The 20,474-nt window shown below is 62.5% G+C and carries 17 protein-coding genes; 14 read left to right on the top strand and 3 right to left on the bottom strand.

Annotated features, from left to right (window positions below; all coding sequences use genetic code 11):
* Nucleotides 1-33 precede the first annotated feature (33 nt).
* Nucleotides 34-1,875 (bottom strand): phosphomethylpyrimidine synthase ThiC, encoded by a 1,842-nt coding sequence (gene thiC / locus AC1RQ9_RS06350; RefSeq protein WP_485986047.1) that lies wholly within the window; start codon nt 1,873-1,875, stop codon nt 34-36.
* Between the two features lie 394 nt (nt 1,876-2,269).
* On the opposite strand from thiC, the gene ade reads away from it, so the two are divergent.
* The 10 genes from ade (at nt 2,270) to AC1RQ9_RS06300 (ending at nt 14,155) form a co-directional block, all read left to right on the top strand.
* Entirely contained in the window at nt 2,270-3,970 is a 1,701-nt protein-coding gene (gene ade / locus AC1RQ9_RS06345; RefSeq protein WP_485986046.1) for an adenine deaminase, read from the top strand.
* Between the two features lie 25 nt (nt 3,971-3,995).
* Nucleotides 3,996-4,871, top strand: a complete 876-nt coding sequence (locus AC1RQ9_RS06340; protein WP_485986045.1) for a tyrosine-type recombinase/integrase — start codon at nt 3,996-3,998, stop codon at nt 4,869-4,871.
* On the top strand, nt 4,864-5,565 hold the full coding sequence (locus AC1RQ9_RS06335; protein ID WP_485986044.1) for a hypothetical protein: 702 nt from the start codon (nt 4,864-4,866) through the stop codon (nt 5,563-5,565). The genes AC1RQ9_RS06340 and AC1RQ9_RS06335 overlap by 8 nt, the downstream gene beginning before the upstream one ends.
* Complete coding sequence (locus AC1RQ9_RS06330; protein ID WP_485986043.1) at nt 5,562-6,389, top strand: segregation and condensation protein A; 828 nt, start codon at nt 5,562-5,564, stop codon at nt 6,387-6,389. The genes AC1RQ9_RS06335 and AC1RQ9_RS06330 overlap by 4 nt, the downstream gene beginning before the upstream one ends.
* Before the next feature lie 622 nt (nt 6,390-7,011).
* A complete protein-coding gene (locus AC1RQ9_RS06325) occupies nt 7,012-7,680 on the top strand; it encodes an energy transducer TonB (RefSeq protein ID WP_019085681.1) in 669 nt (222 codons plus the stop codon).
* Between the two features lie 86 nt (nt 7,681-7,766).
* Complete coding sequence (locus AC1RQ9_RS06320) at nt 7,767-8,786, top strand: MotA/TolQ/ExbB proton channel family protein (protein ID WP_485986042.1); 1,020 nt, start codon at nt 7,767-7,769, stop codon at nt 8,784-8,786.
* 2 nt (nt 8,787-8,788) lie between these two features.
* Nucleotides 8,789-9,211, top strand: a complete 423-nt coding sequence (locus AC1RQ9_RS06315) for an ExbD/TolR family protein (protein ID WP_010508229.1) — start codon at nt 8,789-8,791, stop codon at nt 9,209-9,211.
* Between the two features lie 54 nt (nt 9,212-9,265).
* Nucleotides 9,266-9,703 (top strand): ExbD/TolR family protein, encoded by a 438-nt coding sequence (locus AC1RQ9_RS06310; RefSeq protein ID WP_193733277.1) that lies wholly within the window; start codon nt 9,266-9,268, stop codon nt 9,701-9,703.
* Between the two features lie 486 nt (nt 9,704-10,189).
* Nucleotides 10,190-12,700, top strand: a complete 2,511-nt coding sequence (locus AC1RQ9_RS06305) for a TonB-dependent receptor (RefSeq protein WP_485986041.1) — start codon at nt 10,190-10,192, stop codon at nt 12,698-12,700.
* Between the two features lie 111 nt (nt 12,701-12,811).
* The gene (locus tag AC1RQ9_RS06300; RefSeq protein WP_485986039.1) at nt 12,812-14,155 is read left to right on the top strand and encodes a uracil-xanthine permease family protein; all 1,344 of its coding nucleotides are present in this window, start codon (nt 12,812-12,814) and stop codon (nt 14,153-14,155) included.
* 92 nt (nt 14,156-14,247) lie between these two features.
* On the opposite strand, the gene AC1RQ9_RS06295 is transcribed toward AC1RQ9_RS06300, so the two are convergent.
* Complete coding sequence (locus AC1RQ9_RS06295) at nt 14,248-15,648, bottom strand: MFS transporter (RefSeq protein ID WP_485986038.1); 1,401 nt, start codon at nt 15,646-15,648, stop codon at nt 14,248-14,250.
* A gap of 118 nt (nt 15,649-15,766) precedes the next feature.
* On the bottom strand, nt 15,767-17,047 hold the full coding sequence (gene purD / locus AC1RQ9_RS06290) for a phosphoribosylamine--glycine ligase (protein ID WP_485986105.1): 1,281 nt from the start codon (nt 17,045-17,047) through the stop codon (nt 15,767-15,769).
* A gap of 66 nt (nt 17,048-17,113) precedes the next feature.
* Here purD and xseA point away from each other — a divergent pair, with 66 nt between their 5' ends.
* From xseA to AC1RQ9_RS06270, 4 genes are all read left to right on the top strand, one after another.
* The gene (xseA, locus tag AC1RQ9_RS06285) at nt 17,114-18,574 is read left to right on the top strand and encodes an exodeoxyribonuclease VII large subunit (RefSeq protein WP_485986036.1); all 1,461 of its coding nucleotides are present in this window, start codon (nt 17,114-17,116) and stop codon (nt 18,572-18,574) included.
* A 47-nt stretch (nt 18,575-18,621) separates the two neighbouring features.
* Complete coding sequence (locus tag AC1RQ9_RS06280) at nt 18,622-18,975, top strand: BA14K family protein (RefSeq protein WP_193733312.1); 354 nt, start codon at nt 18,622-18,624, stop codon at nt 18,973-18,975.
* A gap of 160 nt (nt 18,976-19,135) precedes the next feature.
* Nucleotides 19,136-19,543: a DNA-binding protein gene (locus AC1RQ9_RS06275; protein WP_193733313.1), complete on the top strand. Its 408-nt coding sequence runs from the start codon at nt 19,136-19,138 to the stop codon at nt 19,541-19,543.
* A gap of 128 nt (nt 19,544-19,671) precedes the next feature.
* A complete protein-coding gene (locus AC1RQ9_RS06270; protein WP_193733314.1) occupies nt 19,672-20,391 on the top strand; it encodes an OmpH/Skp family outer membrane protein in 720 nt (239 codons plus the stop codon).
* Nucleotides 20,392-20,474 lie beyond the last annotated feature (83 nt).

Raw genomic sequence — 20,474 nt, 5'->3', positions numbered from 1 at the left:
CCCCATGCAACCGGGCATGGGGCAGGCCATGTCTTATTGCGCAGGTGTTGCCGTTTCATCCACCGGCACATAGATCCGGTTGCCGTTGCTGCGGAATTCCGCCTTTTTCTGTTCCAGCCCCGCCTGCCGCTGTGCATTGGCCTTCAGGTCGTGGCTTATGCGCATGGAGCAGAATTTGGGGCCGCACATGGAACAGAAATGCGCGTTCTTGTGCGCCTCACGCGGCAGCGTTTCATCATGGTACGAACACGCCGTATCCGGGTCGAGCGATAGCTTGAACTGGTCATTCCAGCGGAAATCGAAGCGCGCGCGGCTGATCGCGTCATCGCGGATGCGCGCCGCCGGGTGCCCCTTGGCCAGATCGGCCGCGTGGGCGGCGATGCGGTAGGTCACGACGCCGACCTTCACATCATTGCGGTCAGGCAGGCCAAGATGTTCCTTCGGCGTAACGTAACACAGCATGGCGGTGCCGAACCACCCGATCATGGCGGCACCGATGCCCGATGTGATGTGGTCGTACCCCGGCGCGATATCGGTCGTCAGCGGACCAAGCGTGTAGAATGGCGCTTCGCCACATTCACGCAGCTGCTTTTCCACATTGACCTTGATCTTGTGCATGGGCACGTGGCCCGGTCCCTCGATCATGACCTGGCAGCCTTTTGCCCACGCGATTTTTGTCAGTTCACCCAGCGTTTCCAGTTCGGCGAACTGGGCGGCGTCATTCGCATCGGCGATGGAGCCGGGGCGCAGGCCGTCCCCCAGCGAGAACGAGACATCATAACGGCGCATGATGTCGCATATCTCCTCGAAATGCTCATACAGGAAGCTTTCACGGTGGTGGTGCAGGCACCACCCCGCCATGATCGACCCCCCGCGTGAGACGATGCCCGTTACCCGGTTGACCGTAAGCGGCACATGCTGCAGCCGCACGCCGGCATGGATGGTAAAATAGTCCACGCCCTGTTCCGCCTGTTCGATCAGCGTGTCGCGGAAGATTTCCCATGTCAGGTCCTCTGGCACGCCGCCCACCTTTTCCAGCGCCTGATACAGCGGCACCGTGCCGATGGGTACCGGCGCATTGCGCAGGATCCAGTCGCGGATATTGTGGATGTTGCGCCCGGTGGACAGGTCCATGACCGTATCCGCGCCCCAGCGGATGGACCAGACCATCTTCTCCACTTCTTCCGCCACGGATGAGGTCACGGCCGAATTGCCGATATTGGCGTTGACCTTTACCAGGAAGTTGCGCCCGATCACCATTGGTTCGAGTTCGGGGTGGTTGATGTTGGCGGGCAGGATGGCGCGGCCTGCGGCAATTTCGGACCGTACGAATTCCGGGGTGACGAAGGCGGGGATGTCGGCCCCGAAATCCTCGCCATCGGCGCGGCGTGCCTCGGCCCCTGCGTCCATGGTGGCGCGGCCAAGGTTCTCACGGTGGGCGGCGTAGATCATTTCCTCGGTAATGATTCCGGCACGGGCGAATTCGTACTGCGTGACCATCTGCCCAGGCCTGCCTTCATGCACCGTATGGGGCGCAGGGCAGGCAGGGACCAGGTTTTCGCCTTTGGCAAAGCCGTTATCCTCGGGCCGGACGGCGCGTGGCGTAATGGTGGGCAGGTTGCGGGCCGCGATCCATGGCGTGCGGACCGGTTCCAGTCCCGCGCGCACGTCGATCCGCGCATGCGGGTCGGTATAGGGTCCGGAGGTGTCGTACACCCGGACAGGCGGTTCGTTGGCGCTGGGTTCAAGGGCGATTTCGCGGAAGGGTACGCGGATATGCGCATGCCCTTCGGGCGTGGACCAGACCTTGGTGGACCCCATGATGGGGCCGGTGGTGACATGGTCGGGAGATGAAGGCGAAGCAACGGTAGTCATGACAATGCTCCTCGTTTTCTCTCCGACAGGGGGTGTGGGGGAGAAAACCGGAACGGCACATGGATCATGTGCGCAGTATCGTCAGGTCTGACGCATCGTGCCGATTGTCTGCACCAGTCCCTCCGCCGGTATGAGCCGGATCAGGTTCCCCGGAACGCATCGTGCGCCCGGAAGGGTCCCCGCGCGCATGGTCGGCCCATGCCAGCGGTATCTCAGCCCCTTGCCGGGACTCCCCTTGGTCATTTCAGGATCATGAAACACCCGGTACTTGTCAACATTGTCGGAAGGGGTGCGGACGGGCGGGATGAAAAAGAATTCGTGTGCCGATTTGCCAGCCGCGCGGTTGTGTTAGACTGCTTGTGAATATTCATCTTTTGCGGGGAAGCAGGACAGCATGGTAGGTAGCGTGATTTCCGATCGGATTGCACAGGGCAGCGGACGGAAGGCTGCGGATACCGTGATCCGCAATGTCCGCCTGTTCGATCTGGTGACGGGCGAACTGCTGCCGACCGACATTGCCATATGTGGTGACACCATTGTCGGCACGCTGGATCATTACGAGGGCACAAACGTGATCGAGGGGCATGGCCGCATTGCCGTGCCGGGCTTTATCGACACGCACCTGCATGTCGAATCCTCGCTCATCACCCCGTTTGAATTCGACCGCTGCGTCCTGCCCCATGGCGTGACCACCGCCATATGCGACCCGCATGAAATGGCCAACGTGCTGGGTCGCCCGGCGCTGGACTATTTTACCGAAGCGGCCATGCGGACGGTCATGGACCTGCGGGTAAACCTGTCCAGCTGTGTTCCGTCCACTGCCCTTGAAACATCGGGTGCGACACTGGGGGCGGCTGACCTGCTGCCGTATCGCGACCACCCCAAGGTCATTGGCCTGGCCGAGTTCATGAACATTCCCGGCGTGCTGAATGGCGACCCGGTCTGCATGGAAAAGCTGGAGGCCTTTGCTGACGGCCATATTGACGGCCATGCGCCGCTGCTGCGTGGGCGTAAGCTCAATGGTTACCTGTCGGCAGGCATCACCACCGACCATGAAGCCACGACGGCGGAAGAAGCGCTGGAAAAGGTGCGCAAGGGCATGATGGTGCTGATCCGCGAGGGGTCGGTGTGCAAGGACCTGCGCGCGCTGGTGCCGCTGCTCAATCCGGTGACATCGCCATTCTTCGCCTTCTGCACGGATGACCGCAACCCGCTGGAAATCGCGCATGAGGGGCATCTGGATTACCTGATCCGCCTTGCCATCTCGCTGGGGGTGGAACCGCTGGCGGCGTATCGCAGCGCCTCGCTCAGTGCGGCCAACGCGTTCGGCCTGCGCGACCGGGGCATGATCGCGCCGGGCCGGCGGGCGGATATCGTGCTGCTCGATGACCTGCGGGAATGCCGGGTATCGGACGTGATCAGCGCGGGGCGGCTGGTGAATGATGCGCTGTTTGCCACGCGTGACATCATTCCCCCCGTCGGTACTGACAGCATAAGCCTGCCCGCGCCCGTCAGTGCGCAAGACATGCAGATTGCGGGCAGTGGCACGCAGCGCCCGGTGATCGGTCTGCTGCCGGGGCAGATCATCACCCCGTTCCTGCATGCCGACCTGCCGGTGGCGGGTGGCATTGTCCAGCCTGACCCGGCGCAGGATATCGCGCGCATATGCGTGGTGGCGCGGCATGGGTACAATGACAATATCGGGCGCGGGTTTGTTAAGGGATTCGGCCTGTCGGGGGGCGCGCTGGCATCCTCGGTCGGGCATGACAGTCATAATATCTGTGTGGTGGGCATGAATGACGCGGATATGGCGATTGCGGTCAACCATCTGGAAAAAACAGGCGGCGGCTTTGTCGTGGTGCGCGACGGGAAAGTGGGGGCGGACATGCCATTGCCGGTGGCGGGCCTGATGAGCGACGCCCCGTTCGAGACCGTGCGCGACCAGCTGGAGGTACTGCGCGCCGCCGCCCGCGCGCTGGGTTGTCAGCTTGATGAGCCGTTCCTGCAACTGGCCTTCCTGCCGCTGCCGGTCATCCCGCACCTCAAGATCACGGATTTCGGCATGGTGGATGTCAACCGGATGGAACTGGTCTGACACGGTCACGATACAGGAGCAGCCCATGACAGGGGCCAGTGATATCGCCGCCCCCGCGCGCGAAGCCGTGGCCACCCTGCGTGCCTATCGTGCGGACTGGGTGCATTTCACCAATTGGTGCGCGGTCCATGCCGTGTCCCCCATTCCCGCCACAGCGCAGGTCGTGGCGACCTATCTGCGCAGCCTGACCGAATTCGCGCCTGCCACCATCCGGCGCAGGCTGGCTGCGATTGGCAAGATGCACCGTTTTAACGACATGGCGTGGGACGTGACCGACCCCGTTCTCCGCGCGGCGGTGACAGACATGACCGAACGTGCCAGCCGCCAGGCCGCACCGCCTGCGGTGGTGACGCCGGACATGCTGCGCGCCATGGTTGAATGCTGTGCGGACGGATCCCCACGGGGCCTGCGGGACCGTTGCCTGCTGCTGTTCGGTTTCGCGGGGGCGCTGCGGCGTTCGGAACTGGTGGGACTGCAGGTGGAAGACGTGCGCGTTGACCGTACGGCGGTCGTGCTGACCATTCGGGAAGAAGATGCCGCACAGTCCGTCACCCTGCCCCTGTCACCCGATGGCGCACTGTGTCCTGCCGCGGCGTTCGCCGCGTGGCAGCATGTGGCGCACCGGCAGACCGGACCGCTGTTCCGCGCCATTTCCAAGGGGGAGCGCGTGGGCGGCCGTGCGCTGACCCCGTACGCCGTGACCCGTATCCTGCAACGCCGCGCGCTGATGGCGGAAATCCAGCCGGATATCGTTGCGACGTTAAGCGCGCATGCCCTGCGCTCTGGCTATATTGTCGCGGCATTGCGGCAGGGCATGGAAACCGACGCGCTATGCCAGCATACCCGTTATCGTGACCCGCGCGCCCTGCGCCCTTATGAACGCCTGCTGGCCCATGACTGAAAACCTGCGCCTGCCCTGGGCTGACCTGCCCCCTGCCACCGCACGGGAGGAGGAGACCGCCGAGACTGCGCGGCGCACACCGGGAAGACGGGGGCGGCGTCCGCTTTCCGCGTGGCCGCAGCCGGCTGAACCCTCGCCATGGCAATGGTGGCACCTGCTGGTCTACGGGCCGGATGCGGGCATGGACGCCTTTGTGGCGGAGGCCGCCGGTCCCGGCCTGATCCCATGGCCGTTTGACGCCGAACGGGTGGAGGAAGACATGTTCGCGCTGGCGATCGGCGCCAATTCGCCCGCGCGCGGGCGGGCCGGGCTGTCCATTGACGGCTGCCGGATCCTGGCGCGCCAGTTCCGCGCGGCGGCGGAGGCCCGTCACGCCCGGCTGGGCCTGCGGGCGGAAAAGGCCTGCCCGCTGGATTTCCACCAGCTTGTCCCGGTGCCGGAGCGGATTCTCCAGCTTGGCGCCACCCATCCCGATGCGCGGTCCTGGCTGCGCGATAACTGGGGCCTGACCGAAGCGCCGCGGCAGGTGCGCCATCTGCCGGGGCGCAAGGCGGGCCGCCGACTGCCGCGTGGCCACCGGGCCATGGTGTATGGCTTTTTCACCCGCATGGGCACGCCTGCCCCCGTGATCCGCCGGATGGAGGAACATTATCCCACCCTGACATTCCGCCTGTCGGAACGGTCGCTGGCATGACGGGGCAGGCCGACCTGTTCAGCGGAAAGCTGCCCGATGGCGACCCGGTCATTGTACTCGATATCTACCACGGTGGCCTGTCGCACCTGCTGCAACTGGCGCATGCGCGCGAAATCGACCTGGCGCGGCTGGATATCGTTACCCTGATCGACCAGCTGGCCGAAGCGGCACGTACGCATACATCGCTGCCGCTGGGGATCAAGGCGCAGTGGGCGGTCATGGCGTCGGGGCTGCTGCTGCTGCGTTCGCGCCTCATGCTGCCTGCGGATGATCCGCGCCAGCAGCAGGCGACACAGGAAGCAGCCGACCTGCGCACCCGCCTTCTGGCGGCGGAGGATGCCGTCCGCCTTGCCGGCTGGCTTGCGGTGCGCGAACAGCTTGGCCGTGATGTACATGCCTTTGGCGGCGCGGTTGCCCCCGAAGGGGACGAATCGGTGCAGTGGGAAGTGGACCGGATCGAATTCCTGTGGGGATGCCTTGCGGTATTCGACGGGAACTGGGGCGTCATGCCGGTTGAGACACCGTTCTACGCCCCCGTGCAGCTTGACCTGTTTTCCGTGGAGGACGCCCGCGCGCGTGTACGCACATGTCTGGCGCAGGCCCGTGACGAGCCGGTATCACTGGACCGGATGCTGCCCGATTCCGTGCGCGCGGGTCCGGCTGCCGAAATGTCATCAGGACAGCGGCGTTCGGCATGGAGCAGTACGTTCGCCGCCTGTCTGGAAATGGTGAAGCAGGGGGAGGCGCTGGCCTATCAGGCCGCACCGGAAACGCTGCCCCGTTTCAGCGGCATGGCGACCCGGACAGGGCGGGACGGGAGCTGATTCATTTCACCTGAAAATACAGTGAAATGAATTTATCGTTGCAGCTTATATTTGCCGACTGCTATTTTGTATCGAAATAGCAACGTTTTGTGGGGAAACGGGACATTCCAGCAGGAATGGCAGATTTTTTTCCTTCATTTTTTAACAGTTTGCTTGACTGGGATTTTTTTTTGATCAAGCTGGCAGGCAAGAGTTTTTTACTGGCCTGCCGGGCACTGACAGGGGCTGTTTCATAAGGCGTTTCGCGCCATGGGCCATGATGTGTCGGGCAGGACGTTCATACCGAGATTATTTCATACAAGATCAGGGTTGATTTCGAGATGTTAATAATGTTTATGGATAAAGCGTGATGAATGAGTGGCTTGGCCTGTCAGGGCAGGGTGCATGCGATGTCCATGCATTGGCATATGCACTGCCGGAGGTGGCGATGGTCGTGCCTTTCCGTTCCGCCGGAAAGGGGGGGTATCGTGCTTCAGGGTTGAGCCGGGGAGAACAAGGCGGATCGCATCAGTCGTTTCGTAGAAATCTGGTCATACTCCCGTAGTAAAATTGGTGAAATCAGAACATCCAGAACAAATTCTGTAATAATTCCTTCCTAAAACTATGCCGTTCTGAGTGAGGTATGGGTATGACGTATGCGGAACAGAGTGATAATAGACTACAAAAGGTAATCGTTTTCGCGCTTGTCCTGGTGTTTGAAGGGCTGCTGGTGCTGGCGCTCCTGTTCGGGCTTAGCTCCCCGCCGGATGCACCCAAGGAACCGCCGCGGCCGCCGGTGCAGGTCCACATGATCAAGGAACCGCCGCCACCGCCGCCACCGCCGCCGCCACCGCCACCGCCGCCGGAAATTACGCAGCCGCCGCCGCCGTATATTCCGCCGCCGAAGATCCAGGTGCCGACGCCGCCGCCGCCGATGAAGGTGACCCACACGAAGCCGCCGAAGGCGATGCCGCCCGCAAAGGCGACCCCGCCGGCTGATGCGCCCGTGTCCAACGCCCCGCCGGTACCCGATCACATGGCCGGCACGTCGCCGCTGAACCATGTCGTTCCGGAATATCCGGAAGAAATGTCGGAAGAAGGTCGTGAAGGCGTTGTGTCCGTGGCATGTGACGTGGAACCCAGCGGTGTCACCAGCAACTGCCAGGTGGTCAATGTAAAGGGCGGTCAGGCATTCGCTGACGCCGCGCTGAAGGCAGTCCGCCGTTCGCGTTATGCGCCGGCTGTCAAAAATGGTGTGCCCGTCAAGGAGTTCCACCATCTCTATACGATCACGTTCAGTCTGAATGACTGAGCCTGAATGTTAGGTCAGGCACGGCGGGGGCCGGCAGCACCCCGCCGCCTCGGAAAAAACATCCTGCTCCAGAGGATTTTGGTTAAATGATCAGACTGCATCGTAAACACACTCTTGTTGCCTCGGCTGCTTTCGCTGCCATGCTGTGCGCGGCTTCCCCGCTTGCCGCGCTGGCCCAGGATGCCGCCCCGGCCGCTAGCGATGCGGCCACGGCACCGGCGGTTTCCGCCCCTGCAACCGATGGCAGCGGCGCTGCCGCCACCCCGGCACCCGGCGCGGACGCCCCGGCCCCGCAGGCAGCCGCTCCGGCCGATGCCGCACCGGCGCCTGCGCCTGCCCCCGCTGCTGAAGCCCCGCCGGCCGACGCCCCCAAGGCGCCCGAGGGTAACCCGTACGGCCTTGGCGCGCTTTGGGCCAATGGTGACTTCATCGCCCGTGGCGTCCTGCTGATCATGGTCTTCATGTCGCTTGGCACATGGTACATCATGATCACCAAGTTCTTTGAGCAGGCGCGTGTCATGAACGCCGCCAAGCAGGTGATGAGCGATTTCTGGACCAAGGGTTCCATCAAGGACGGTGCTGCCGCCCTGCCCGCGAACTCCCCGTTCCGCTATATCGCCGATACCGGCGTCAAGGCCGCCGAACACCACGAAGGCACGATGCAGGAATCCATCGACCTGCATTCCTGGACCACCATGTCCATCCAGCGTTCGGTTGACGTGATCCAGACCAAGCTGCAGGGCGGCCTTGCCTTCCTCGGCACCGTGGGTTCGACCTCCCCGTTCGTGGGTCTGTTCGGGACCGTCTGGGGCATCTATCACGCGCTGACGGCCATCGGCATCGCGGGGCAGGCCTCGATCGACAAGGTTGCCGGTCCGGTTGGTGAATCGCTGATCATGACCGCCATCGGCCTGGGCACCGCCGTGCCTGCGGTTCTGGGCTACAACCTGCTGGTCCGCCGCAACAAGGGTGCAATGGACAAGATCCGCAACTTCGCCGCTGACGTGCAGTCGATCCTGATGGGTGGTTATCGCCATGGTGCGGACATCACCATTCATCCGGACAACTCCCCGACCACGACGACTATCGATAACCGGGTGGCCTGATCATGGGTATGCAAGTTGGAGGTGGCAGCGATGAAGACGAGGTGGTGTCCGCCATCAACACCACACCGCTTGTCGATGTCATGCTGGTGCTGCTGATCATCTTCCTGATCACCATCCCCGTCGCGACACATACCATCAAGGTTAGCCTCCCCATGGATGCTAACCAGCCCACCCGGACGATGATGAACAACATCGTCATCGCGGTGACCCCGCAGGGGCAGGCATACTGGAACGAAACGCCGCTTACCAGTTATGCCGACCTGGAATCCCATCTGGAACACGTGGCGGCGGAAAACCCGCAGCCACAGATCCAGATCCGTGGTGACCAGGCGGCGAAATATGAAGGTGTGGGCAAGGTGATTGCAGCCTGTCAGCAGGCGGGTATCATCCACATCGACTTCATTACCGAGCAGCCGCACGGCTGATATCCATTCCCGGCCGGGGCCTGTGTGCCCCGGCCAATTTCGGGAGAGTAGACCATGGGCATGAATATCGGCTCAGACAGCACGACCGAGGACGAAGGTATTGTCGATATCAATACCACGCCCCTGATTGACGTCATGCTGGTGCTGTTGATCATGCTGATCATCACCATTCCGCTCCAGACGCATTCGGTCTCGATCGATCTGCCGCAGGGCAATCCCCCGCCTTCCACCGCTCCGGATCCGGTTGTGGACACGGTGGCGATCGATTTTGACAACACCATCACGTGGAATGGCGAACCCGTTGCCGGTGACGCGGACCTTCAGGCCCGTTTCAAGGACGCGGCAGCCCAGCCGGTCCAGCCGGAAATGCACATCCATCCCGATCGCCTGGCCAGCTACAAGGTCGTGGCGAAGGTGCTGGCGGATGCGCAGCGCCTGGGTGTGAGCAAGCTGGGTATCATGGGCAGCGATCAGTTCATGGATGCGCAGTAAGCCAGTCAGTTCCTGATTACTGTATAACAATCAGCGCAACGGCCCCTCCTTCGGGAGGGGCCGTTTTTTTATGCCCGGTTCCAGCCGTAAGAAATGCTGTTTTTTAAGGCATTCTGGTGATTTACCCTGTGGTATCAAAGACACACAGACCACATTGTTCAGCGTGTTCCAGGCCGCCCGACACCTGTTCCCCAAAACAGAAAAAATGCAAAAATCGTTGTATTTGTGCGGGATACGTGCTGATACCCGTCGGGGTCGGCGGCCTATGGTCAGATAGATAAACAGCGTGTTGCATTTTTTAAACTTTGCCTGCGCATGTGTATTTCATAAGTCAACAGACAGGCGGGATGTTCAGTTTCCGTAATTACTTCACATGACCGGACGGGACGGGGCTGTGGACAGGAAGGCAGACGGGGATGGCTGCCACTGGAAACCGTATGGCTGTGTCCGTGAGCGCGGGCACCACATATATTTGCGGGGGAATACATGAAGACGGGCCGGGATATCTATAGCGCAGTAAAACGTCAGGTACGGGTCACGGGAGCGCGCGCCGGACTTGCCGGTCTGCGGATGCCGGGGCTGAAGACACGGCTGCGTGCCATGTCCTGCCTGGTGGGGACCGTCTGTATCGCCACGGGGGCGGATGCGTGGGCACAGACGGCCACGCCCACCACCACACCGGCGCAGCAGCACCGCCATGTCACGCCCCGACATGTTGCGGCGGCACAACCAAAGGCTGCCGCCCCGGCACAGCCTGCAGGTATCGTGGACCATCAGGGGCCGGAAATGATCCGTGTCGCCTCGTCCCGTCAGGCGCGTGATGGCGGCGGCGGCATGATGCGGCTGGAAACGGCGCCGCATGCGGTCCAGACCATTGGCAAGCAGTTCATCGAAATGCGCAGCCCGACCAGCACCGCACTGGATCTGGTCAAGAACCTGCCCAGCATGAACGTGACCACACCCGACCCGTCGGGCATGGAAGGCGGCCAGATCCAGACCCGTGGTCTGACTGATCTGGATATGGGACTTATGCTGGATGGCGCACCAGCAGCAGCGGCGAAGTACCTTAACGAAGATATCGATTCCGAAAACCTGGAAAGTGTGGAGGTCACGCCCGGCAGTTCCGCCACGGACCTGCCCGCCATGTCCGCTGCAGGCGGTGTGATGAACGAACGTTCTCACACGGCATCGCACAAATTCGGTGGCATGACCGATTTCTCCTACGGGACGAACAACATGTCGCGTGAGTTCATCCGCCTTGAATCGGGTGACATCGGCAGGACCGGTATCCGTAGCTACTTCTCGTTCTCCAACACGCATTCACGTTCGTGGATGGGATCTGGTATCAACCAGCGCAAGCATATTGATTTCGGGCTGCAGAAGGACTGGGCCAACGGATCCAATGCCAAGCTGTTTGTGTCATGGAACTCCGAGGACTTCACCATCGACGCCTATCCCGACAGCACGGCGTTCTATAACTACAAGCACACGGGCACCGGTTACGGCCGTAATTCCGACCCGACCAGCGATAACTACTGGAAAAACAATAACGACCACTGGAACCAGATCTTCCTGACGGCGCCGATCCATGTCGTGCTGCCTGCAAAATTCGCCTTCGACCTGCAGCCTTATTTCAGCTTCGGTCAGGGGTGGGATGCCTCACCGGGGAACAATACCCTGTACGGCCAGAACTGGAGTGCGTCCGAAAACCGCAACTACACCAGCTATTTCCTGGAAAACGAAGCCCGGCAGGTCGGTGCGGTCGCCAAGGTGAGTTACGACATCGATCGGCACAACCATCTTTCGTTTGGGTACTGGTATGAAAACAACCAGACCATCCAGAATTATCCCACCGGGTACACCATGGCGAACGGGGCAGCACCCAGCCCCAACTGGCAGCAATATCAGGGTACGGCCGCCAATGGGTACGGTATTACCGGTGTTGATGCCGGTTATGAACTGCATTCGCTGTTCATTCAGGATACCGCGAAGTACTTTAACGACAAGCTGCAGATCCATGCGGGCTTTAAATTCGTCATGTCTGATGCATGGAACAAGGGCTGGGCAGCCAATTCCGATGCGCGCAAGTGGGTTTATGGCCAGAATGGGCACCAAACGGGCCATAACGGCGCCAATACGACCGAACCCCTGCCGCAGCTTTCCATCAGCTACACTTTCAACGATCATCACCAGATCTATGTGAATGCCGAAGGTGATTACCGTCAGCCGAGTGCTACGGATCTGGGCTGGCTGTCACCCACGACGGGTTCACCCATGCTGAAAAACCAGTATTCCATCAAGGAAGAGCTGGGTTATCGCTATCACGACAAATACGTGATGCTTGACCTGTCACTGTTCAACTACAATGTGACGAACCGTATTCTCAGCACCTATCTGGGCGCCAACCAGTACATGCCGATCGAGGGTGGCAACCAGACCATGCGTGGCTTTGACGTCATGATCGCTAGCCGCCCGTTCCACGGGTTCAGTCCCTACGCTTCGTTTGAATACCTGCACGCAACGCAGGATTCCAATGTGGTGGACTCCAACCCGTTTGATGCCAGCTACGGCAAGACGATTGCGGCAAAAGGCCAGCAGGCCATCATGGCGCCGCATGTGATGGCAAACTTTGGCCTGACCTATAAATACAAGGGTTTCTTTGCCAATGCTGCCGTGCACTACACGGGTCCGCAGTCTGTCGCGCTGGACAACAGTGAGCGCATGCCCGGCTACGTGACCGATACCCTGTCGCTGGGGTATCACTTCAAGCCGTTCATGTATGCCAAGTCGCCTTCTTTCAAGCTGAACTTTACCAACCTGACCGGCTCCATCGTGCGGACAGGGGCCATGGGGGCCATCTATCATGCCGGCAGCCAGAGTGGCAGCTACCCGGTGTTCTATGGTGCATCCAGCCCCACGGGTCGTGCAGCAGACGGCAACTCCTTCATGGTCGAGCCGCGCTTCACCATGACCGGCACGATTTCCACTTCCTTCTGATCGTCATCACACACGGCAAACCCCGCCTTTTTTCCAAAAGGCGGGGTTCTTTGTGTCAATGCTGTCCCGCCGTGGTGAAAACGCGGGGGCAGTCAGTATGGGAAATGGATTGTGAAAACAGGCCCGGTACACCCCGTTGATGAAATGCTGCCCGCAGGCATGCTGTTTGCCTTTGGCCTGCAGCATGCGCTGGTCATGTACGCCGGTACGGTCGCCGTGCCATTGGTCTTTGCCGCGGCCATGCATCTGTCACCGGCACAGACTGTCCTGCTGATCAATTGCGGGCTGATGACATCGGGCATCGCCACGATCATACAGAGCATCGGGATCGGCAGGTTCGGCTCCCGCCTGCCCATTGTGCAGGGGTCATCCTTCGCCATGCTGGCGTCCATGCTGCTGATCGGCCAGATATACGGGGTACGCTCTGTCTTTGGCGCGGTCATTGGCGCGGGACTGGCAATGGTGGTGCTGGCGCCGGTCATGGCGCGGCTCATGCGGTTTTTCCCACCCGTGGTGATCGGGTGCCTGATTACCATCATCGGCCTGACGCTGGTGCCGGTGGCGGGGCGGTGGATTGGCGGTGGCACGCCCGGTGCGCCCGGTTTCGGCAGTATTGCAAACCTGGGCCTGGCGTTTGTCACCATCCTCATCACCGTGGGGGTGCAGGCATGGGGCAAGGGGTTCGTGGCCAATATCAGCGTTCTGGTGGGGCTGATCGCGGGCAGTATCCTCGCGGCCCTGTGCGGCATGGGGCATTATGGCATGGTGGCCGATGCCCCGTGGTTTGCCGTCAGCATGCCCTTTGCATTCGGCCTGCCTGAATTCCATGCCATGCCGGTGGTCATCATGCTGCTGAGCATGGTCATCATCGTGGCCGAAACCACCGGAAACTGCCTGGCCATTGGCCGCGTGGTCGATGTGCCGGTGACCGACGCCACCATTGCGGGCGCGTTGCGGGCCGATGGCCTGTCCACCATGCTGGGCGGGACGTTCAACAGCTTTCCCTACAACGCTTTTACGCAGAATACCGGGCTGATCGCCATAACCGATATCCGCAGCCGCTTTGTCGTGGCCGCCGCTGGCGTGGTCATGATCGGGCTGGGCCTGTTTCCCAAGCTGGGTGCGCTGATCGCGGCCCTGCCACCGCCGGTGCTGGGGGGATGTGGTCTGGTCATGTTCGGCATGACCACCATTGGTGGCATACGCGAACTGCTGCATGTCCGTTTCGAGGGCACGCGCAATGGCCTGATTGCCGCCGTGTCCATCGGTCTGGGTGTTCTGCCCATGGCGTGCCCGGATCTTTTTACCCACCTGAACGGGCTGGCGCGACTGCTACTGGGCAATGGCGTGCTGCTGTGTATCCTGTCGGGCGTGCTGATGAACCTGATTGTGGGAAAAAGCGCGCCGGATGTCGAAAGCGTGGTGGACAGGGTGGACGAACGCGCCGCCCCCTGACCCTGTGTGAAGACGTTTTTGGTGAAGCTTTTTTTCAAGAAGCTTCAAGGGACGCCACTTTTTTGAAAAACCGCAATACCTTGAAATTTCCTTTATTTTGAAATTGTTGGCGATGCCGCCCGGCGGCTGATCAGCCGGCTGGCGCTGCACAGCATGCCGATGAAGGCGACAGCCGACCCGAAGCCCAGGCAGCTACGTTCCGCGTCATGCGCGATCAGGCCAAAGGCCATGGCCACGCACATGGCCCCGGTGGCCTGTCCGCACTGGCGCGCGATCTGCACCATGCCCGATGCGCTGCCCGAACGCCCCGGTGGCGCGGTAATCATCATGATGCGGTTGTTGGGGGGCTGGAAAACACCAAAGCCCATGCCCGCGATCGTGATGCGCCACGCAATGTCGTACCATTGCGGATGGGGCGGCAGGAAATAGAGCGTCAGGAACCCCATCGAAGTCATGAACAGCCCGACTGATGACAGGATGGCGGCCGGTACCCGGTCCGTCAGCCTGCTTATGACGGGGGCGACGGCCATGATGCCGACCGGCCACGGTGTCATGAGCAGCCCCACGATGGATGGCGGGTAATGGAACATGGACTGCAGCGTGAACGGAAACGAGATCATGAACAGGTTGGAGGACACAAAGGCTACGAATCCCACCAGCGTGCCCATGCGGAAGGCGGAAATACGCAACATGTCCACCGGAAACATGGGATGTGCGCGCCCACGCTGGCGGCGCACCAGCAGCCAGCCCGCGACAATCCCGGTCAACAGCAGCACGATGACCTGTGGCATGCCCGCATGGTGCGCCACCGAATCCCCCGCCATGATCAGCGCGCCAAAGGCCAGCACGTTCAGCAGGGCGCTGATCCCGTCAAACGTGCCCGCGCTGATGGGCGTGCGCGGCAGGGAAACCAGTGCCAGCACAAGGGCCGTCAGCCCCAGCGGAATGTTGATCAGGAACAGCCATGGCCATGTGGCGACCGTCAGGATGATGGAGGCCACCGTCGGCCCCCCGCCTACGCCCAGCGCCACCATTACGCCATTCAGTGCAATGCCGCGACCAAGGATGGCATGGGGATAGATGAAGCGGATCAGCGCGATGCTGACACTCATGATGCACGCACCACCCACGCCCTGTACCGCGCGCGCCAGTGCCAGCATGAGCAGCGAATGCGACAGCGCGCAGAACAGTGACGCCACCGTCAGCAGCGCCAGCCCGATCTGGCACAGCCGCGCAAAGCCGATGCGTGACCCCAGTGCCGCCATGGGCAGGAGCGAGACCACGCTGGCCAGCTGGTAGGAATTGACGATCCACACCGCTGATGCGGGCGAGACATGAATATCCTGCGCAATGGTGGGCAGTGCGACGTTGGCGATGGCGTAATCCAGCAGCGCCAGCAGCACCGACAGCGCCACCGCCGTCACAGCGCGGACGCGGGCCGCGCCATGCAGGCCTTCGCCTTCGGTCAGGACAGGGGGGGATCGGGGGGGCATGGCAGCGGCTTTTCAGGCGGGAGTCATCTGTTGCGTCTATGCAACGTAACATGGTTCTACCGCAACGCCCCCGACATCCATGCGGATGCAGGGGAAATGGTGCGGCAGGGTCGTACGGTCAGCCCTGTGCGTTAAGCGCGCGCAGGCCGATGTCATGGCGGTAAATGCCATCGGGCCAGTCAATGGCCTTTATGGCCTCATACGCCCGGTCACGCGCCTGCCGTAGCGTGTCCCCCGTGGCGCAGACCGCCAGAACGCGACCACCTGCCGCCACTAGTTCGCCCGCCGCATCCCGTTTCGTGCCCGCCTGGAACACATGCACGCCCGGCATGGCCTCGGCCGCCGCAATATGACGGATCACGCCGCCCGTCACCGGCTTGCCGGGATAGCCACGCGCGGCCATGACCACGCTTATCGAGGACTGGCTGGAAAAGCGGATATCGGTGTGTTCCAGCTGGCCCTTCGCCACAGCGGCAAGGGCGGCCAGCAGGTCGCTTTCCAGACGGATCAGCAGGGCCTGCGCTTCCGGGTCGCCAAGGCGGACATTGTATTCGATCAGCTGTGGGCCGGTCGGGGTCAGCATGAGGCCCGCGAAAATGATGCCGGTGAACGGCGTACCGCGACGCGCCATTTCACGCAGCATGGGGCGCACCAGCAGGTCCAGCGCCGCTTCCTGCTGCGCGTGGTCAAACCCGGTGGGGGGGGAAACCGCGCCCATGCCGCCGGTATTGGGGCCGGTGTCACCATCGCCAATGCGCTTGTGGTCCTGTGCCGCACCGATCAGTACGGCGGTTTCCCCCGCGCAGAAGGCGAACAGGGAAACCTCGTCGCCCATCAGGCAGTCCTCGATCACCACGCTGTGGCCCGCCTGTCCCAGCGTGCCGTCGGTCATCATGTCGGTAATCGCCTGCTCGGCTTCTGCCACGCTCTGCGCCACGACCACGCCCTTGCCTGCCGCAAGACCATCGGCCTTCACCACGACCGGCGCACCATGGCGGCGCACGTAATCCAGCGCAGGGGCGGCCGCGTCAAAGCGTTCCCACCGCGCGGTGGGGATGCCCGCCGCATCACAGACTTCCTTGGTAAAGGTCTTGCTGCCTTCCAGTGCGGCGGCAGCCTGCGTGGGACCGGCGCAGGCGATGCCCGCTTTGGCGCAGGCATCGGCAATGCCCGCCACCAGCGGCGCTTCGGGGCCGGGCACGATCAGGTCGATGCGTTCACGCTGCGCCAGCGCGATCAGGCCCGGCACGTCATCGGCGCGGACGGGACAGTTCGTGCCCAGCACTGCCGTGCCGGGGTTGCCCGGCGCAATGAACAGGGCATCAAGCAATGGCGACCGCGCAATGGCAGCGGCCATGGCATGTTCCCGTCCGCCTGATCCAACCAGCAGCACCCGCATCACTCGTTTCTCCCGTTTTTCATCTCTGCCCTTTCGGGGTGGCCGTCTCTATCATACCTTGCGCGGATGGATGAACAGTTTCCCGACTCCGGCCGCGCCATGGGCGGCAATACCCCTGAATTTTCGGTCGCCGAGATCTCAGGGGCCATCCGCCGTGTGCTTGAAGGCACGTTCGGCCGCATTCGCGTGCGTGGTGAAATCACGGAATTCATGCGTGCACGGTCCGGGCACCTGTATTTTGCGCTCAAGGATGAAGGGGGCAAGCTATCCTCCGTCGTCTGGCGGGGCACCGTGCCCCGGCTGGGGCTGAAGCCGGAAAACGGGGTGGAGGTCATCGCCACGGGCCGGATTTCCGCCTATGGCGAACGCTCTTCCTACCAGATGGTGATCGACCGGCTGGAATACGCGGGCGAGGGTGCGCTGCTGGCCCGGATCGAACGCCTGCGCCTGCGCCTTGCGGCGGAAGGCCTGTTCGATGCGGACCGCAAGCGGCTACTGCCCTTCCTGCCGCGTGTGATCGGGGTGGTCACGTCACCGCAGGGTGCGGTGCTGCATGATATCCGCACTACCATTGCCCGCCGCTTTCCCCATCCCGTTCTGGTCTGGCCGGTGGCGGTGCAGGGGGAGGGTGCCGCCGAACAGATCGCCCATGCCATTACGGGTTTTGACGCGATTACGGGTGGCGGCACGGTGCCGCGCCCTGATGTGCTGATCGTCGCGCGTGGGGGTGGGTCGCTGGAAGACCTCATGGCCTTCAATGACGAAGCGGTGCTGCGCGCGGTGGCGGCGTGCCGCATTCCGGTCATTTCCGCCGTCGGGCATGAAACGGATACGACCCTGGTTGATTTCGTGTCTGACCGTCGCGCGCCCACGCCAACGGCGGCAGCCGAAATGGCGGTGCCGGTGCGTGCCGAACTGGAGGCGGACCTGGCGCAGCGTGACGCGCGCCTGCGCGGTGGACTTGGGCGCACGCTGCAACTGGCGTGCGCGCGTCTGGACCGGGCGGCGGCGGGGCTGCCGGATCTGCCCGCCGTGGTGGAAAACGCCCGGCGGCGACTGGATGATCGGGCTTACCGGCTGGATCTGGCGCTGCCGACACGCATGGAACAGCTGCGCAGCCGCCTGCGCAATGCGTCCGACCGGCTGCCCGCGCCGCAGATGGTTCTTGCACTGCGCCGCGCCGACCTTGCGCGGGTTGATGCTGCGTGCCAGCAGGCGATGGCCGGATACCTGCACCGCCGCGTGTCCACATTGCGGGGGCTGCGCGTGCCGCCCGCCATGCTGGTGGCGCAGTTGCGCGCCAGCGCCAGCCGCCTTGCCGGGGCGGCGGGACAACTGGCTTCCCTTTCCCCGCAGGCCGTGCTGGAACGCGGCTATGTGCTGGTGACCGACAGCGCGGGCAAACCGCTGGCGCATGCGGCGCAGGCGCGCCGGGCGAAACAGGTGACCCTGACCTTTGCCGATGGCCAGGTCGCCGCCCGTCCCATCGGGGCGGAGGACAGGCAGCAGGGGCATCTGGATCTGTAATGCACATACGGGCACGAAACATGACGATAACGACACGATTCTGCGCCATGGGCGCCGCCCTGCTGCTGGCGGGATGCGCGGGGCACGCGGCGCACCGGTCCGCCCCCCGTCCCGCCGTGGGGCAGGCCACAACGCCGGGGCGCATCCCGCCACAGGATTTCGCCCCCGGACTGACGGGGGAAGAAGGCGCGCCGCCACAGGGCACCATCCTGACCAATGACCCTTCGGCCCCTGCGGATACGCCGCTATGTGGCCATGCCGCACGGGAGGCGAACAGCATCGGCGCCACCGTGCACCCCGACATCACCCCCACCACCAGCAGTTGTGCCGCCAATGCGTGTTTCGATGCGCAGACCGGCACCTATATCGCCGCCGATGGCAGCCGACGGGTCTGCCGCTAGCACCTGGCTCATGACACGCTGCATGGGTCATATGTCGCGGGCGGGCAGGCAGGGGCCATATTCCGATTGACTTGGTCCGGATGGATGGTTGACCCTTTGGGACATCATGAGCCTTCCCCCATCATCCGATAGCGTAGGCGATCCGCAGGCGACAGTTCACATGTTCCCCCTCAAGCGCATGCTGTCGGTGCGCGAGGCTGCGGAGTATGTGGGCATCACGCTGCTGCGGCTGCGCAGCCTGCGTCTGGTGAATGCGGGGCCGCACGCCGCCATGCGCAACAAGAGCGGGGTCATGTTCCGGATCGAGGATCTGGACGAATACGTGGACAGCCTCTATCGCCGCGCCAACATTTCCCATACCGAGCAGGCGCGGCACCGCAACGAATGGCGTGGCAGGCTGGCCGCCCTGCCGGAAGAGGCGCGCGGCGGCATATCCGATTCCTTCATGCAGATCATCACCCGTGACGAACTTCTGGAAAAAGGGGCCAATCGCGGGTTCCGTGTCCTGTTCCTTGGGGGGCTGTGCCTGATTTTCCTGTCGCATACCCCGCTGATCTGGCGGCTGTAACGCTGTGATGCGGAGCGCATTTAGGGGAAAATGCGTTTTTTGGGCTGTGCGGGTATGTTCATTCGCCATACGATCCGCTACGCAGAAACCACGATAGCGGAACAATAATGGATCGGATAATGACAGGTATGCGCAGCAGCATTATGGCCCGGACCGGATACGCGCGGCTATGTGGCGCGGTTTGTGGGGCGGCACTTGCCCTGACCCCTGTCCTTGCCATGGCGCAGGATGCCGGTGGCGGCCAGCAGCAGGCCCCCATACTGCCCATGCCGCCCGTGCCGGAATTCAAGCCGCTGCCCCCGGGCACGAAGCCTGTGGCCCCTGTCATCGGCATTTTCAACACCCAGCAGATCATGGCGCAGTCCACTGCCGTGCAGAAGCTGCAGACCGAACTGGGCACCCGGCGCGAAGCACTGGTGCGTGACGTCCGGGCCGAGGATGGACAGCTTCAGGCCCTACGCCAGTCCATCATCAAGGCAGGCAAGGCCCCCACGCCCGAACAGCAGCAGGAACTGCAGAAGCGCGTGAACGCCGATCGCACCAAATTCGGTAACCGGAACCGGATTCTGGAAGAAGACGCGCAGGTTGCCCTGAATCAGGTGCAGCGTGAAATGCAGCAGATTGTCAGCGCCATTGCCTCAGCCCGCGGCATGACCATGGTGCTGCAGGCTGGTACTGCCGCCCTGCATGACAACAGCCTTGATATCAGCGACCAGGTCGTGACCTATCTGAATCAGGCGCTGCCGTCGGTGTACCTCCCCGCCGCGACCGAAGATCCCGAAGAAATTGCCAAGAGCGGCAAATACCCGGTCATGCCGTTCCAGCCCGCCGATAACGGCGGCGAATGATCGCCGGGCGATTATTGAGAAAGCAGTAAAAGTTTTCGGGTGCCGCCTTTTTTCAAAAAGGCGGCATTCTTTTTGAAGCTTTT

It is taken from the genome of Komagataeibacter ossonobensis (assembly GCF_057359305.1).
The sequence above is the reverse complement of the archived record's forward strand: the minus strand, read 5'-3'. Positions and strand labels throughout refer to the sequence as shown.